This window comes from Photobacterium sp. DNB22_13_2, from assembly GCF_052873915.1.
Genome location: NZ_JBNNXU010000007.1, coordinates 32,217 through 48,473, shown reverse-complemented (window position 1 = coordinate 48,473; position 16,257 = coordinate 32,217). Strand labels below are relative to the sequence as shown.

The following is a 16,257-nucleotide window of genomic DNA, read 5'->3' as shown; positions in this document are numbered from 1 at the left end:
CGATGAATACCAAACAACTACTTTGCGCTTTGACGATTTGTTCAACGTTAGCTTCGACCGCTGCGTTGGCAGGTAATGCTCCACTGCAACAGGTTCAAAAGAAATGGGCGGAATGTCAGTACAGCACGCCTGACGGTGACGAAAAGGAACAATGCTTCCATCGCGCGATTGCCAAAACCAGTATTTATCTCGACAGAGAACCCGGCAATCCCGAACTCACTGTTTGGCTGGCAATCAATAAAGCATCGCTGGCTGGTGCTCAAGGTGGCTTAGGTGCATTGTCACTCGCCAAAGAAGCCAAATCTTTACTCGAAGGGGTAATTGCAACGTCACCGCAAACGCTTGATGGCTCTGCATACACCAGTTTGGGTTCTCTGTATTACAAAGTTCCGGGGTGGCCAATTGGCTTTGGTGATGACGATAAAGCCGAAGAAATGTTGAAAAAAGCGTTAGAGATCAATCCAAAAGGCATCGATCCGAACTATTTTTATGGAGACTTCCTTGCAGAAGAAGGTCGAGACAAGGAAGCGAAAGTGTATTTGACTCGCGCAATTCAGGCGTCACCTCGCCCTGAACGACCTTTAGCTGATAAAGGTCGAAAGCTGGAAATTGAAGCGACTCTTGGGAGATTGAAATAAACCATGCGCTTATTACTCGTAGAAGATGATAAACTACTCGGTCAATCCATGGTGACTTCATTAAGTCGCCATGGGTACACCGTGGATTGGGTGGAAAAAGGCTCTGGCGTGACTAGCGCACTCAAAACAGAAGCGTTCACTGCCGTAATTTTGGATCTCACTCTACCCGATATCGATGGATTGGAAGTTCTACGTAATATTCGCAAAGGCGGATTTAAGCTCCCAGTGATGATACTTACCGCACGAGACGACATTCGCGATCGCGTTCAAGGCCTTGATGGCGGCGCAGATGATTACCTCGGAAAACCGTTTGCACTCGAAGAGTTGCTCGCTCGCTTGCGTGTGTTGATTCGCCGTCAATCCGGTAGTGCAGAAGAAATCATTCAAGTTGGGCAGTTATCTTTATCCTTATCGGAACAAAGCATTCGCTACGATGACGCGCCGCTTAAACTCACACGCAATGAATTTAAAATCCTCACCAGCTTGATGACGAACGCCGGACGCGTGCAAAGTAAGGAGCAATTGCAACAATCACTACACGGCTGGGATGAAGGTTCAAGCGACAACGCTATCGAAGTTCATATTCACAATTTGCGTAAAAAAGCGCCCAAAGTGGTCATTAAAAATATTCGCGGTGTGGGGTACATTCTTGAAAGATAAGAAGTCGTACTCGATCAAACGTCAGTTAACTCTATCAGTAGGCGTGTTGGTAAGTGTTCTCTTACTCATCTCACTTTATTTCAGTTTCCAATCTGCGAAGCACGAGGTCGAAGAAGTTTATGACGCTAGGCTTGGACAATCCGCAAAATTAATGTTGCTGACGCTCTCAATTTCAACGGAAGAGAGGACTCTCGCTAACCATCGAGAATTATTTAATGAGTGGATGGAAAACATTGAGTCAATGTCAAAGTCTGACGATGACAATGTCACAACGTTCGGCCACCCTTATGAACAAAACTTGGTTTTTCAATTCTATCGAGACAACACACTGCTCTGGAGCTCAGATCAAACCTTGCACGCACTCTCTACGTCCTTTGATAATAACGGCTACGCTGATATCGTAAAAGACGGTACACAATGGCGTACATTTCAGATTTCACTACCACAAACAAAACATGATAATGAATACGTCGTGGTTGCAGAAAAATACAAGATACGTAAAGAGATCATCCACGAAATTGCCCTATCCACATCAATAGAACAATTGCTGATACTACCAACTTTGTTGCTTTTGCTGTTTTGGTTGATCGATAAACATTTCCGACCGATTAACGACCTGCGCACCGCCATCACACAAAGAAACGTACACCGATTAGATCGCATTCATGTAAAAGACAACACCGTTGAACTCGCACCACTTGTCGATTCGCTCAACTCTCTCCTCTCTGAACTAGAGTTAGCCTGGCAAAGAGAGAAACGCTTTACACGTGCTGCAGCGCATGAACTAAAAACCCCACTAACAATCCTTCGTCTTAACGTAGAAAATGCACTTGAAAGTAATGATCCGGAGCAACTGAGAGGAGATTTACACAACATTTTGCAAGGCATTGAACGCACTGACCGCCTTATCCATCAGCTACTGACTTTAGCTAAAGTAGATAGCTTATCAGAACGTGTATTCGACACCGTTGAGCTAACCCCTTTGTTGCAAACCGTTGTTGCTGATTTGGCACCGTTAGCATTGAAGCATAAGCAAGACATCAGTTTATCATCTTCCAACATCGCTATATCCGGTGATCGAATGTTGTTAGAGGTGTTATTTCGTAACCTCGTCGATAATGCGATTCGTTACTCCGGCGAGCACAGTGACATACAAGTCAGCGTCACTGAGAACAATAATACAATCAAAGTCTTAATTTCCGATACTGGCCCAGAAATCCCGAAAGAAACTCGTGAAAGAATCTTCGAACAGTTTTATCGGGGTCATTCTGAACATGGCGACGGTGCAGGTTTAGGGATGTCAATTTGCAAAGACATTACAGCACTACACCGTGCAACACTGGAGCTCATTCCCAGAGAAAATAGTAGGAATACGTTTATAGTAGAGTTCCCAAAGTATGGAGAAAGAGCATAAGTAGATTTCATCAAGAAATGTGCTTATCAGGCTCACATTAGTATTTGTATTATCATTTTTATTAATAGTATTTGATTGAGTATTTAGTCTAACACATAATGGGGCAGAAGCGTGTTACGTCCTTCAGAATCGGACGACAAGAAGGTGGCTATCCATGTGACATTGTCATTTCTGTCGCTTACATGCTGGAAATCACTCGCCGCCTGGAGATTTCCTACCGACTATGACGTGCCAGCTACACGTAGCCCATTGAAAATCACCCAGCCAGCCTACTTCAACTTGGACGGCTCTGACGATATTCTGCAGCATGAGATGTGGATTGATTCCGATGCCGTCTTGCCGATTGATAACAAGCTGATCCCTGTTGGCAAGTTAACGATGTTTGTTAACCCTCAAGTCAAGTCGTGCTCTTTTCTACCTTTTTGATGAATCCATAACTCATGCCTTAATCGGCTGGAAAATACCGTCGCCGAACAGTTGGGACATAAGTATTTGAAAGCATGTCTATTTGTGATTTTTTCCAGCCATGTCCGATGGATCTGGTTCAAATACACATGATGGTGACAAGAAGGGCAAACCGTGTGCATGTAAATTCCTTTTTAGCATACAAACCGATACTACATTAAGCTCATATATCACCATCACTTTCTGGGAGGGATATCACAAAAATAAGCATAACAGCGCTTCCAAAGTGCTTACTTAACCAAGCAGCCCAGTTCAACTAAGGCCGCTAAATGACGGGTGGCTGTTGGTTTACTCACCTTCGCGACTTTATGGTACTGGGTCGTATTGATCCCCTGTTCAAAGTCGCCATCAAGCATACGGTTTAACACTTTAACTTGCTCTTCATTGAGTTTGGTTTGATCAACATTGCGCGTGATGGCAGTTATGCTGATTTCATCGCCATAAAAGCAGATGAAGCAATTGACTACGCAAAAGTACCATTAGGCGAACAAATCGCACCAGTAGACGTAGTACTTGATACTATGGGTGAAGATATACAGCAATCGTCTTGGTCTCTGCTTAAGCCAGAAGGCATAATGGTTTCAGTCGTCGAATCTGAGCAACTTCGTCCATTTATCGAGCACCGCTTCCCATTAGAAAAGATTGCTGAAATACACCAGCAAAGCCAATCAGACCGTACACGCGGTAAGATTGCTATCGACGTCAGCTAATACGGCTTCGATAACCTCCGTATATTGATATATGGTGTACAACCGATAGCTCAGACTGATCAACAATAGTCAATTTGAGCTGTTGGTACGGTAGATCTCCCTCTGCTTTGACGTCTAGTTGGATCTCTTTCTCCGCATCATAAAAGACCTTAATTTTCAGGCTTGCCTGCTTACCTTGCTGCCAGTTATGAGTAACACCATCATCATGGTATAAAAGATATTCAGCACTGCTGTGCAAATAGACAAGACACTCCAATGAACTGAGATCTTGCGCTTCAACATGGTGGGCAGAATCTACCAAAGGCAAGACTGAGTCCGGACGAAGAAAGACTGCCATTTCGGCCAGTTCCAGAGGCAGATAATGATGGCCTTGCGGCATGATCTTTAGGTCAAATTCGTCATGCAGCCTAACCTTCCACAGCAACATGTTTTCCGGCAGATAAACATAGCGGCCGGAGGCATTTGATTCGAGCACCGGTGCGCACATTAAAGAACGTCCGACCAGCAGCTGATCTTCGACATTTTGCGCAGCCGGATCAACGTATTCCAGTGGCAACGGCCAAAACAGATTCTCGTTATTTTGAACTGCCTGCATAAACTCCGAGTAGAGGTAAGGGATCAATCGGTATCGCAGCTTAATATGCTGCCGCATGATATTCAGCGCACGCTCATCAAAGGCATAAGGCTCCTGGTTACGTGACCCCATACAAGCATGGTTACGCAATAAGGGGGTGAAAACCGCAAATTGTATCCATCGACACAGAAGTTCACCCGTTGCATTACCGGCAAACCCGCCAACGTCAGCCCCAGAATAGAGATAGCCGCACATATTTACCCCCGGCATCATGGTGACATTGAGCTTTAAGTGTTCCCACCAGCTATGGTTGTCCCCCAGCCAGATCCCTCCATAGCGATGCCCACCAACGGCAGAAGCACGAGAAAACATTAAAAAGCGCTTATCCCGGTCAAGCTGCTTAAAGCCTTCGGCGGCGGCCTGGGTCATTTTCTGACCATACAGGTTATGAACCTGCTCATGATTGACACGGCTGCCATCTTCCAATTGGTGCCAGATAGCCTGATAATCTTCACGACGATTCGAAAGATTATCAAACGCCCCTTTGAGTGCAAAAAATTCATGCACACCGATGTTTTTGCCTTTGCATTGTTCGGCATGTGCAATGGCCTGTTCCAGCCCTTGCGGGGAATAAAACAGCGCCGGCTCATTCATATCATTCCAGAAACCGTCAATACCCTGTTCGGTAAGAAACTGATATTGCTTTCCCCACCACTGGCGTACTTCCGGCTGGAAAAAATCAGGAAAAGCGCATAAGCCAGGCCATACTGCCGCCTGAAACTCTTCGCCGGTTTCTGTTTTGCAGAAATAATCCTTCTCACGTCCTTCCAGGTAAACACTGTAGTTCTCTGCCACCTTTACCCCAGCATCGATGATCGGGATCAACCGAATACCTTGCAGCCTAAGTTCTGCCACCCAGTTGGAAAAATCCGGAAAGCGATGCTGATCCAGAGTGAAGTCTTTAAACTCTTCCATATAATCAATATCGAGATAAACCGAGTCACAGGGAATATCAAGATGACGAAATTTCTCCACCACCTCATCAACGTCATATTTGTCATAGTATGACCAGCGACACTGCTGGTAACCAAACGCCCAGCGCGGAGGAATATAAGGCTGACCGATTAAACTGCGAAAATCACGTACCTGCTGCCTAGCACTCGCTGCAGTAAATTCAAAGATCCGCACATTATTCGTTGGTATATGAACAGAGAGCTGATGAGCATCGAAAAAGCCGAGATCAAGTGTCATTTCGCCGGGATAATCAATAAACAGGGCAAAATTGTTTTTACCTTTTATCATCAAAAAAGGATGGGCTCCATATAGAGATGCTTTATCCGGCAAATGGCGAAATTCATCGCTGCACCAGGTTTTAAACAGCTGGCCACGTTTATTTAGTTTGCCCATATTTTGGCCCAGCCCATAAATCGCATCACCTTCTGCCAGTGCATAGCGAATATGGATACCATCATCAGTTTCGGTAATGGAAACATACTGACAGGGGGCCAGTGAGCCTGCCTCTGGTTGAATGCCAGAACCGGATCCTTTCTCTTGCACAACCTGAGGCTCAGCAATCACCGCTCCAGTAGAAAAAGGCTGTCCAAACACACAGGCTGTAACCGATGCACTAAAACGTTGAATTGAGAATGTCATTTGAACCTCACTGCACTATTCATATAACAGAAGGCAGCCAATATACTGCAAGGGAAAATCGCTTAAAAGCATGTAATTTCAATAGATTATTTATGTAGGCAACATCACTTTATGTACAGTTTGAATCGTATTCAGATCACAGAGTGTGATAATTAATCTGGTTTAAAATGGCCTGTTACATCTGTTCCATCTTCAGCATGGACAACGGTCTGTAGTCCAAGTTTGGTTAGCAGGGCCTTGGCGATCTCAACTCCGGCAACCCGCCCGGCCTGTTTTCTCTTAAACACCATTTTACCTTTGTGTTTTCCAATACCGAGAGTACGGGTTGTGAGATCGCCCCGGTAGGCGTCCTCAAGTAATAGGGCATCGAGTTCTTGATCGGAAAAGTACAGCATATGATCTCCTGTTAGTGGATAAGCCGATCATTTCAACGCGCTAGTGCTTAGTATCAATATAGAGCTATGGCAAAATGGTCTAATCTTTAATCTCATCAAAGCCCTTCAAATTGAATATCTGAACAATATCGTCGCGCAAAGTCACCGAAGGGTGGGTTCTGTCGGTGATAGCAGTGCTGACATGGCGGCTTGGTAGTTGGCTTCAAGAGAGTCCCGACTGGTTGCGGTGACACAGAGATCCCGCAAAACGCCATTGTCGACCCCGTAGATCCAGCCATGAATGGTGATATCCTGACCGCGCTCCCAGGCCTGCTGCATGATGGTGGTATTGCCAAGGTTATAGACTTGCGTGGCAACATTGATTTCACACATTTTATTATCCAGTTCTTCTCGGGATAATGTGCCTAGGTCACTATGATGTTTTAAATACAAGTCACGGATATGCAATAGCCAATTATTAATCAGCCCCAATGGCGGATTATCAATGGTTGCTGATATCCCTCCGCAGCCGTAATGACCACATATAATAATATGTTTGACCTTCAGAACATCAACGGCATATTGAACCACAGAGAGACAGTTTAAGTCGGTGTGGACGACCTGGTTGGCAACATTGCGGTGAACAAACAGTTCTCCTGAATCCAACCCTGTTAGGCGCTCTGCCGGAACTCGGCTATCAGAACAGCCAATCCAAAGATATTCCGGGTATTGTGTTTCTGTCAGATGAGAAAAGAATTCTGGCGTTTCTTCCTTAATGCTCTGCGACCAAGAGAGATTATTGGTGAATAACTGCTTTATATCTGCCATAATGATGCCTTAATCTAGTAATTTCTTTAATATACACAAACTGGATTGATAAGAACTTTAATTAGTTGCCAAATTTATAATATATATGGTTATCCATAATAACTGACTTCACTGTAAATATAATAATTGAGGGTTATTTTAGTGATTCAATAAACTCCCTCTTAGCGTTTCATAAAACGCGCAGTGCTTTTTGCCATGAGTTGTTGTTCAACATAAATATCTGCTTCAACTTTATAGAGAGTTAAGCAGGAAGAGTTTATTTTACCTCGAATAATAATATTCGAAGTAAGTGGGATCTCTGCAAGGTAGCGGATATTTATATCACCTGTTACAGCTTCAACACCTTGATTAAAAATCGCATTGCACATACCTGCATCAAGTAACGCCGCAATAAAACCTCCATGTAAAATGCCTTGATAACCTTGCTGATGAATACTTCCTTTAGCCTTTGCCCAAACGATACCCTCTTGATCATTATAAAAATTAATTTCTAAACCAAAAATTGATTGTGTGCCACATAACATACAGTGTTGATGGCTTTTGGGTTTATTCACTTGCCCCAAGAGAATCGTTGACTTGAATAAGTCGCATTTCTTAATCTCATTTTGTAAAAATTTTTTTTCTGAACTATTCATGTTTCACTCTTTTTTAATTGGAGAGATACCTTCATGGGATATCGTCTCTGAGGGATCTGTCATTACAAATGAAAACATGATGGATCCATTTTAAAATAGGACTGATGTTAATTAGGCTCCCGGATTTTCTCTGGATCCAAATTATTATTTGTGCTGTTGAAACTCAGCTATCTGATACGAATGGTATGGCAACCACCTTTTACCTTATGCGTCTTGGTCAGCTACCTGAGCTAAAGCTGCAATAGACTAAACAGAAGTGTTGCGGCAACAATGGCGCCCCCTCGACTTACCATGTCCACATCGGTCATGCTCCCGGTTATGGGTATTGTGACAGCCTTTATGGTGATGCCTTTCCTGCGTCCCCTGATCATTAGTCCGCTGCTGACAACAATGGCCCTGCTTCGAAATGGCTTTTTTATGGTGTCGGCAACCGTCCTCTTTTTGCTTTGCCTCATAATTGAGAGAAGAACGCCCCTGTCCGGATTCAGTTAGAATAATCAGCCCTGTAGCCTCTGGATTGGCAAGCTCTATTGTGTTTCGACGACCTGAGTCGGTTTGAAAAACAGCAAGCCTATGCGCAAGGAGTTTGCCCAGCATCTGTTTACCTATATTACGTACTACAATGCGTTCAGCACGTTGCTGAATCAACAAATCCAGCAAATCCTTTTTACCAGTACAATGGGTACTGTGTAATGGGTTGGCATGGCGGCTGACTTCCTCTCCTTGTTCATTGATGAATAGAAAATTAACAGCCTTGGAAAAATGATTAGCGATACGATCTTCATTCATCGGAATTGCAGTGATCATGATTTGTTACTCCTTTTTCTTCCTCAGTGTGCATGATGAGAGCCTTGCCCTGAGTAAGACAGTCCATCACTTTAAAACGGGCTGATTTCAGAACATTGCCTAGGGTCTGCCGGGAGACGCCCATCTTGATAGCCGCTTCTTGTTGTTGCATTTTCAATAGGTCAACAAGTCGTAACGCTTCAAACTCATCATTGGCAAGTTGAACTTGCTCAAGCTGACTCATTGGTATCCGGTTGGGTTTAAAGCAACTATTAGCGGGACGACCACAAACGTTTCTTGGTTTTTTTGGTCTTGGCATGAGGTCTCCTGTAATTGGCATATGCTATTTATACACCCGATTTCTGGCATATGCCAGAAACTTTTGTACGACAAGTGCAGTCAATCATACTTTGAGAGACTGTTGGACATACTGCATGCTTGTTGTGAATATACGCACGATGCACCTCGTTTCCAGCCACTACCACATTTACCGTGGCAATATTGACGGTAGTGACGGCTCGGCAATCCGTGACTTTAACACCTTCTTTGGCGATGACACCTTTGACCATGACAACAGCTACACCTCAAGTGCTTTCTCCCCTGATGAAATGTGGGGCAACTCGTTCCGAGCTGGCGAGTGGACGCCAGCCAATAGCCAAGTGTACCTCGCTGACATAAACGGCAGCGGCACGGCTGACCTGATCGCCGTAACCACTGATGGCGTGTATGTATCCAAATCTAACGGCAAGTATTTCGAAGAAATGCAGCTTTGGGGCGAAGGATTCGCACCAGTGGTTAAGGTAAGTGATAACTTTGGACTGGATTCAATCATCGAAGATGACAATTCAGGCCGTATTTTCCGCAACGAAAACCCTTAAACCCAATATTGAATAATCACTAAAAGCGCCCAGCTTGGGCGCTTTTAGTGATACTTTGGCAACAGTTACCTGTAAGTTTCTGCTTACTCACCTTTTAGCGTTAGCATCCCTTCGGTAATAATAAAGTCGATGATTGTTTCAAGCCCTTGGGACTCTTTAAGGTTGGTAAAGACATAAGGGCGATTAGGACGCATTCGCTTGGTGTCTTGCTCCATCACCTCAAGTGATGCTCCGACATAAGGCGCAAGGTCAATCTTGTTGATCACCAGCAGATCTGATCGGGTGATACCCGGCCCACCTTTACGGGGGATCTTTTCACCTTCGGCGACATCAATCACATAAATGGTAAGATCGGCAAGCTCAGGGCTGAAGGTTGCACTGAGGTTATCACCACCGCTTTCAACAAACACCACATCAAGATTACGGTGAAGCTTTGCCAACTCTTCGACGGCGGCCAAATTCATCGAGGCATCTTCACGAATTGCGGTATGGGGGCACCCACCGGTTTCTACGCCAATGATTCGATCAGGATCAAGGGCCTCGGCCCTTGTCAGGATCTTGGCATCTTCCTGGGTATATATATCATTCGTAACCACCGCGATATTCAGCTTATCGCGTATCGCTTTACACAAAACCTCAAGTAATGCGGTTTTACCGGAACCAACCGGACCACCAATCCCAATACGAAGTGGCTGCTTATATGTTTCCATAACATTCCTTATTATCTTATTGCCCACAAAGCACATCAGGCTTATGAACGGAACAAACGGGTATATTGTGTTTCATGTAGACTGCTGGCTAGCGACACAATCGGTGTAAAACTGCCGATCATCACCTCATCGATCTGTGTCGAGATAGAAACCATCTCAGGAAACTGCTGGGTCAATGCCATCAAGGCCCGCTGTCCATCGGTTTGTCCCAGCGGTACCAATTTCACCCCCGCCATCACCAAGTTTTCAGCCCAGCTCCAGAGGTACCCCTGCTTCATGGCTTCAGGGCTGATCCCCCACAAGTAGCCCGCAACACAAAGCCCTACTAACTGATTAGGATCTGCATTGCAGCCAAGGTAATCATCCACAGGAATATCCAACTGCTTCAGCAACACATTCAGTGCTTTCCCTCGTTGGATTTCCTCGGCTCGCAGTTCCTTGGTTTCCCTGCTTGAACAAAGTAGGTTACTCAATGCTTCGATGCTCGGTATATCCCGAGCTTCAATCGCGTGGTAGAACCTATCAATAAGGGGAAGCTCAAGAGTTGCCACGCTATAGCGCAATATGTTTTCCAACCATAGGACCATGGATACCCTATTTTTTACCCACCCCACCTCGACAGCCCACTCCAACCCTTGCGAATAGGTAAACCCACCAATTGGCAGCGAGGGGCTTATTAACTGAAACAAACGGTAGGTAGCAATGGAGCCATCACCTCGTTCGACTTCCTTTATTCTCAGCTCCTCGGCCGCCATATTAAGCCACCATCCAATAAACAAGGCTGGCAGAAGCAACCCCAGCAGAAACCCAACGGCTTGACGCACATGCCGCTAACCGATGACCCAACAACATCAATGCCGATGCCGATATGGCCATCGCAACAGCAAACATCGATACATTACCTGTGGCCTCGACACCATGTGCATAGCCATGACAGAAGATAAGGGCCACACACAGTGCTACCGCTATTCGAGTTACTGTTTGGCTACCAGAAAACACTTGCCAAAGTGCAGCACTGACAACCAATAGTGAGGCGGCAATGGCTCCCTCAATACCACTTACAGCCCCCAAATTAAGCCCAGCAACCACTCCGGCCACCATGGCGACTAGCGCAGCGGCCAATAAGCTCAATTGTGTCGCGGTTTTCTTGACCGCGAAGAAAGCAAGTGCGCCAAAAGCGAGCAACATAATAAGGTGATCGACACCGGTAATTGGATGTACCAACCCGCTAAAAAAAGAGGAGTGTTCATGCCCGGGGTGCGCCTGTACAGAAACAGGCAAAACCAGGCTAAGCGTTGCCAACGTTGAGATAATACGGGTTGTTTTCATTGTCATATCCTTTTGCAAAAAAACGTTAAATCTTCTCTCAGTGGTGATGATGATGACCGCCAGAGCGGCCACCATAAGCACCGCCTTCCGGCTCAATAGGTGCTTTTTCAACCGTGACTTGCGCACCCAGCCCTACGACCATGTCATCCAATACATGATCATGTTGGTAACGCACCCAGCCGGCTTCAACCTGAAGGGGGACATGGCGGTTTCCCAAATGGTAGGCAACACGCATAAGCAAATGGCGATCGTCGCAATATATTGTCGACACTTGCTCAGTGGCTGCTTTAATCTCAACCAAAACATGACCGCAGCGGCTCTTCAACTGCTCGCCACCGCGAAGAATGTGGCCCCTTGGTAGAAATAGGCCCGCATCGCGGCCGTCATCCAGCACCACCTTCAACCGGCTTTTAATCCGGCTATCAATCGGCAGGCTTAAATACGCATCGGGCTGTGATGTCGCCTCTGCACTCACTTCAACCAACTCAATCATTTACAATTCCTTTTTTATTATTTGAACCGAATTAAAATAAAAAGTAGCGCTGAGCCATCGGAAGTACTTCTGCTGGTTCACACACTAAAAGCTCACCATCGGCACGCACCTGATAGGTTTGAGAGTCCACCTCAATATGAGGCTGCCAATCATTGAGTTTCATATCTGACTTGCTAATAGTCCGGCAGTTTTTGACGATGCCAATCTGGCTGCCAAGCTGGAGTTGCTCGGCAACGCCAGCTTCACTGGCTGCCGAAGAGATAAACAGCATGGAAGTATTCATCGCCGCTTTGCCATAACTGCCAAACATCGCGCGATAATGGACCGGCTGCGGGGTCGGAATAGAAGCGTTAGGATCCCCCATCGGGGCCATGGCTATCATGCCGCCTTTGACGACAGTACTTGGCTTTACCCCAAAGAAGGCTGGCTTCCACAACACCAAATCCGCTAACTTTCCTACTTCAATCGAGCCAATTTCATGCGCCATGCCATGGGTAATAGCTGGATTGATGGTGTATTTGGCAATATAGCGCTTGAGGCGAAAGTTATCGCTGTAGCTGGAATCTTGCGCCAAACTACCACGCTGAACTTTCATTTTATGGGCCGTCTGCCAGGTTCGGGTGATCACCTCACCCACCCGTCCCATTGCCTGAGAATCCGAAGCAATCATCGAAAAGGCCCCAAGGTCATGCAGGATATCTTCGGCAGCAATGGTTTCCCTTCGAATACGGGATTCGGCAAAAGCCACATCTTCTGCAATTGCAGGAGACAGGTGATGGCACACCATCAACATATCCAAATGCTCATCAACCGTGTTCACTGTATAAGGTCGGGTAGGATTGGTTGACGACGGCAAGACATTCGATTCACCAGCAGCACGGATAATGTCTGGGGCATGCCCGCCACCAGCACCCTCGGTGTGATAGGTATGAATCACCCGATCACCAATAGCCGCCAAGGTCGATTCAACAAAGCCAGACTCATTCAGGGTGTCGGTATGGATGGCAACCTGAACATCCATCTCATCGGCAACTGACAAGCACGTATCAATAGATGCAGGCGTAGTCCCCCAGTCTTCGTGGAGCTTCAGTCCCACGGCCCCAGCCACTACCTGCTCGCGAAGCGCTTCAGGCTGACTGGCATTGCCTTTACCCAGCAAGCCGAAGTTCATCGGAAAGCCATCAAGCGCTTGAAGCATTTGTGCCATGTTCCATGGCCCAGGTGTACAGGTGGTGGCATTAGTGCCCGTCGCAGGGCCCGTACCACCGCCAATCATCGTGGTCACCCCAGACGCCAACGCTTCTTCAATTTGCTGCGGACAAATAAAATGAATATGAGAGTCGATACCACCTGCGGTTAAAATCGCGCCTTCGCCCGCCAAGATTTCAGTCCCCGGGCCAATAATGATATCAACACCCGGTTGAATATCGGGATTCCCGGCTTTCCCGATGCCGCTAATCCGCCCATTTTTTACCGCCACATCAGCCTTAACGATACCCCAATAATCAAGCACGATGGCATTAGTGATCACCAGATCAGGTGTTTCTGCACTTGGTCGCTGACTCTGACCCATACCGTCGCGGATCACCTTGCCACCGCCAAATTTCACTTCATCCCCATAGACAGTGAAATCTTTTTCAACTTCAAGCCACAACTCGGTATCGGCAAGACGCACACGATCACCCACTGTTGGGCCAAACATTTCGGCATAAGCCTGACGTGAAATGTTTGCCATAACTATTCCTTGTTTATTTATTAGAGAAGGCGATGAGCGCGCTAGATCTTGCCCATCACTTTGCCTTGGAATCCGTAAACTTCACGCTTACCGGAAAAATCAACCAGCTCTACCGTCCGGGATTGGCCCGGTTCGAAACGGGTGGCAGTTCCTGCCGGTATATTGAGGCGAAACCCCTTGCAGGCTTGCCGGTCAAATTTGAGGGCATCGTTGACTTCAAAAAAGTGATAATGCGAGCCAATCTGAATCGGCCTATCACCCAAGTTTTCAACCACAACGGTAAGGGTTGTCCTTCCTGCATTGAGCTGGATTTCCCCACTTGCGGTCTCGATTTGCCCGGGGACAAAAGCGGAGGTGTTAAACGCACTGCTCCCTGCCATTTTTTCTCCTTATTTATCTGAGAGATACGGGGCAACTAGACAATTGGCTCGTGCACTGTCACCAATTTGGTACCATCCGGGAAGGTAGCTTCTACCTGAACATCCGGGATCATCGACGCAATCCCTTCCATCACATCCGTCACAGAGAGCAGCGTACGGCCATAGTCCATGAGCTCTGCGACACTCTTTCCTTCTCTCGCCCCTTCAAGAATGGCACTGCTGATAAAGGCAATGGACTCGGGGTAATTGAGCTTAATACCCCTTTCTTTGCGTTGCTGGGCGAGCATACCCGCACAAAAAATGAGCAGCTTATCCTTCTCTCTTGGTGTCAATTCCATGTCACTCTCCCAATGTCACTAAATAACCAGATAACTAAGTAGCCCAGATGCGTGGGGGATGAGGGAGAACGCCAGTCACCTGACTTCGTGCCTGCTGCCATATCTGAGTAAAGCAATACAGGATATCTTCACTCCAATGCCCCAGCGCCCTGACCACAATGAGTCCCTCGACCCGAGTTGCTGCCACAATTAGCTTATTGCTACCTAATTCGTTCTGTATCGTCATCTTGCTCTGTATAGCCATTTCACTTTGAATATCTAGTAGCAAGGCCTGTACCAACTGATAGAAATCTTGCCCCATTTCGGACAAGTACAGGGTCCCCATCATGGGGAATCTCTGCATTCCCATATTAATCAGCACCTTATCACCACCAGACATGTTCAAACCTTCAGTCAGCACTCGGCGTCCTTCGACATAAACCTCTGTTTTCCCAATCAATTTACCGCTATCAAAGCACTCTTTTAGTGCAGGACGACCAAAACAGTGCAGCTCCCAGCCCACAAACTGTGCGCCCTTTTCGAGATGGATAGTGGTATTAAGTTGGGCATGAGCATCAGGGAAAAAGATATTCTCCTGAGGAAGCCATTCTAACCGGCCTCCTTCTGCGACCGACAAATGCTGGGTTTGCTTGGCAAAACGGCGCTCAGAGCGATAAAACTTGGTAGCTCCAGGAGTTGTCACCAACACCTTGGCACCCACGCCAACATCGACACGGACATCAAGCGTATCGCCACCTGCGACACCGCCAGGCGGGTGAAGTAGGTAACTGTGGCAAACCTCCCCTTCGGGATAGAGCGCTTGCTGTACCGTTAATGGGCCTTTTTGCTCTCGGTGCTTAAGTACTGTTTTGTCGCCCCTATCTCGGTAAGACAGGCTCAATTCTGCCTGCCAGCCATGATGGGTATGCTGAGCTATTTGACATGCGGTCGGGTTGCTTGCAACAGGTGATAAATACTCAGTCATACTGTGAGGTACTCCTTAACCAAGACCTCATCAAGCTCAGCCATCTCCCCACTGGCAACATGGCGTCCTCGATCGAGAATGCAAAATTGATCGCCCACCCGGCGAGCAAAAGGCAACTTCTGCTCAACCAACAACACGGTAAGACCCATTTTTTCGTTAAGCATCCTGATGATATCGCCAATTTCTTGCACGATATTGGGTTGGATCCCTTCCGTCGGCTCATCCAAAATCAATAGTTTCGGATTGACCACCAGCGCCCGGCCTATCGCCAACTGCTGTTGTTGACCGCCCGATAAATCACCACCACGGCGGTGGCGCATTTCCTTTAGAACCGGAAACAAATCAAAAATGAAATCGGGAACCTTACGATCTCCACGAGCACGGATAGGCAAACCAATCTCCAGGTTCTCCTGTACCGTCAGCATCGGAAAAATCTGGCGACCTTGCGGCACATACCCGATCCCCCACCTTGGCCGCGATTCTGCCGACTCCGCAAGAATTGAACGCCCATTAAATGTGATATCACCACTCTTAGGCCCCACCAATCCCATGATGCACTGCAGTAATGTCGTTTTACCCACACCATTACGGCCCATCAACACCGTGCATTTACCTTCGGGGATCTGCATATTCAAATCCCACAATGTGTGGCTTTCACCGTAATATTGGTTGAGTGACTTGATCTCTAACATG

21 protein-coding genes and 1 pseudogene are annotated in these 16,257 nt (G+C 46.7%); 6 read left to right on the top strand and 16 right to left on the bottom strand.

Annotated features, from left to right (window positions below):
- Positions 1-2: 2 nt before the first annotated feature.
- The 4 genes from ACVA58_RS12400 (at position 3) to ACVA58_RS12385 (ending at position 3,138) form a co-directional block, all read left to right on the top strand.
- The gene (locus ACVA58_RS12400; RefSeq protein WP_446510749.1) at positions 3-638 is read left to right on the top strand and encodes a tetratricopeptide repeat protein; all 636 of its coding nucleotides are present in this window, start codon (positions 3-5) and stop codon (positions 636-638) included.
- 3 nt (positions 639-641) lie between these two features.
- Positions 642-1,298 carry a response regulator gene (locus ACVA58_RS12395; RefSeq protein WP_005393404.1) on the top strand — a complete coding sequence of 219 codons (657 nt, stop codon included), beginning with the start codon at positions 642-644 and terminating at the stop codon, positions 1,296-1,298.
- The gene (locus ACVA58_RS12390) at positions 1,288-2,712 is read left to right on the top strand and encodes a sensor histidine kinase (protein WP_446510748.1); all 1,425 of its coding nucleotides are present in this window, start codon (positions 1,288-1,290) and stop codon (positions 2,710-2,712) included. Before ACVA58_RS12395 ends, ACVA58_RS12390 begins: the two co-directional genes overlap by 11 nt.
- 111 nt (positions 2,713-2,823) lie before the next feature.
- Entirely contained in the window at positions 2,824-3,138 is a 315-nt protein-coding gene (locus ACVA58_RS12385) for a hypothetical protein (RefSeq protein ID WP_446510747.1), read from the top strand.
- Positions 3,139-3,407: 269 nt separating this feature from the next.
- Here ACVA58_RS12385 and ACVA58_RS12380 read toward each other — a convergent pair.
- Positions 3,408-3,599 (bottom strand): annotated as a pseudogene (locus ACVA58_RS12380) (DUF4172 domain-containing protein); the annotation flags it as partial.
- 99 nt (positions 3,600-3,698) lie between these two features.
- Between ACVA58_RS12380 and ACVA58_RS12375 the strand changes: the two are divergent.
- A complete protein-coding gene (locus ACVA58_RS12375) occupies positions 3,699-3,887 on the top strand; it encodes a zinc-binding dehydrogenase (RefSeq protein WP_446510980.1) in 189 nt (62 codons plus the stop codon).
- Here ACVA58_RS12375 and ACVA58_RS12370 read toward each other — a convergent pair.
- The 6 genes from ACVA58_RS12370 to ACVA58_RS12345 all read right to left on the bottom strand — a co-directional run bounded on the left by ACVA58_RS12370 (position 3,880) and on the right by ACVA58_RS12345 (position 9,056).
- A complete protein-coding gene (locus tag ACVA58_RS12370; protein WP_446510746.1) occupies positions 3,880-6,114 on the bottom strand; it encodes a TIM-barrel domain-containing protein in 2,235 nt (744 codons plus the stop codon). The two genes, ACVA58_RS12375 and ACVA58_RS12370, sit on opposite strands and share 8 nt — an antisense overlap.
- 152 nt (positions 6,115-6,266) lie before the next feature.
- Positions 6,267-6,509: a hypothetical protein gene (locus tag ACVA58_RS12365; RefSeq protein WP_446510745.1), complete on the bottom strand. Its 243-nt coding sequence runs from the start codon at positions 6,507-6,509 to the stop codon at positions 6,267-6,269.
- A 141-nt stretch (positions 6,510-6,650) separates the two neighbouring features.
- Complete coding sequence (gene can / locus ACVA58_RS12360; protein WP_446510744.1) at positions 6,651-7,316, bottom strand: carbonate dehydratase; 666 nt, start codon at positions 7,314-7,316, stop codon at positions 6,651-6,653.
- Positions 7,317-7,477: 161 nt separating this feature from the next.
- Positions 7,478-7,951, bottom strand: a complete 474-nt coding sequence (locus ACVA58_RS12355; protein WP_446510743.1) for a PaaI family thioesterase — start codon at positions 7,949-7,951, stop codon at positions 7,478-7,480.
- A 246-nt stretch (positions 7,952-8,197) separates the two neighbouring features.
- Complete coding sequence (locus tag ACVA58_RS12350; protein WP_446510742.1) at positions 8,198-8,758, bottom strand: NifB/NifX family molybdenum-iron cluster-binding protein; 561 nt, start codon at positions 8,756-8,758, stop codon at positions 8,198-8,200.
- Positions 8,733-9,056 (bottom strand): DUF134 domain-containing protein, encoded by a 324-nt coding sequence (locus ACVA58_RS12345; RefSeq protein ID WP_446510741.1) that lies wholly within the window; start codon positions 9,054-9,056, stop codon positions 8,733-8,735. Before ACVA58_RS12345 ends, ACVA58_RS12350 begins: the two co-directional genes overlap by 26 nt.
- A gap of 115 nt (positions 9,057-9,171) precedes the next feature.
- Between ACVA58_RS12345 and ACVA58_RS12340 the strand changes: the two genes are divergently transcribed.
- On the top strand, positions 9,172-9,615 hold the full coding sequence (locus ACVA58_RS12340) for a hypothetical protein (protein ID WP_446510740.1): 444 nt from the start codon (positions 9,172-9,174) through the stop codon (positions 9,613-9,615).
- An 83-nt stretch (positions 9,616-9,698) separates the two neighbouring features.
- Here the strand turns inward: ACVA58_RS12340 and ureG are convergent, their stop codons facing one another.
- From ureG to urtE, 9 genes are read right to left on the bottom strand one after another with little or no spacing between them, the layout of a single operon-like run.
- Complete coding sequence (gene ureG, locus ACVA58_RS12335) at positions 9,699-10,325, bottom strand: urease accessory protein UreG (RefSeq protein WP_446510739.1); 627 nt, start codon at positions 10,323-10,325, stop codon at positions 9,699-9,701.
- 41 nt (positions 10,326-10,366) lie between these two features.
- On the bottom strand, positions 10,367-11,080 hold the full coding sequence (locus ACVA58_RS12330; protein WP_446510738.1) for an urease accessory protein UreF: 714 nt from the start codon (positions 11,078-11,080) through the stop codon (positions 10,367-10,369).
- Position 11,081: 1 nt separating this feature from the next.
- A complete protein-coding gene (locus ACVA58_RS12325) occupies positions 11,082-11,654 on the bottom strand; it encodes a HupE/UreJ family protein (protein WP_446510737.1) in 573 nt (190 codons plus the stop codon).
- A gap of 37 nt (positions 11,655-11,691) precedes the next feature.
- Positions 11,692-12,147, bottom strand: a complete 456-nt coding sequence (ureE, locus tag ACVA58_RS12320; protein ID WP_446510736.1) for an urease accessory protein UreE — start codon at positions 12,145-12,147, stop codon at positions 11,692-11,694.
- A gap of 31 nt (positions 12,148-12,178) precedes the next feature.
- A complete protein-coding gene (gene ureC / locus ACVA58_RS12315; protein WP_446510735.1) occupies positions 12,179-13,882 on the bottom strand; it encodes an urease subunit alpha in 1,704 nt (567 codons plus the stop codon).
- A gap of 41 nt (positions 13,883-13,923) precedes the next feature.
- On the bottom strand, positions 13,924-14,262 hold the full coding sequence (locus tag ACVA58_RS12310; protein WP_446510734.1) for an urease subunit beta: 339 nt from the start codon (positions 14,260-14,262) through the stop codon (positions 13,924-13,926).
- A gap of 35 nt (positions 14,263-14,297) precedes the next feature.
- Positions 14,298-14,600, bottom strand: coding sequence for an urease subunit gamma (ureA, locus tag ACVA58_RS12305; RefSeq protein ID WP_446510733.1), 303 nt, complete (start codon positions 14,598-14,600; stop codon positions 14,298-14,300).
- 34 nt (positions 14,601-14,634) lie between these two features.
- Positions 14,635-15,564, bottom strand: coding sequence for an urease accessory protein UreD (locus ACVA58_RS12300; RefSeq protein ID WP_446510732.1), 930 nt, complete (start codon positions 15,562-15,564; stop codon positions 14,635-14,637).
- On the bottom strand, positions 15,561-16,256 hold the full coding sequence (gene urtE / locus ACVA58_RS12295; protein ID WP_446510731.1) for an urea ABC transporter ATP-binding subunit UrtE: 696 nt from the start codon (positions 16,254-16,256) through the stop codon (positions 15,561-15,563). Before urtE ends, ACVA58_RS12300 begins: the two co-directional genes overlap by 4 nt.
- Position 16,257: the final 1 nt, after the last annotated feature.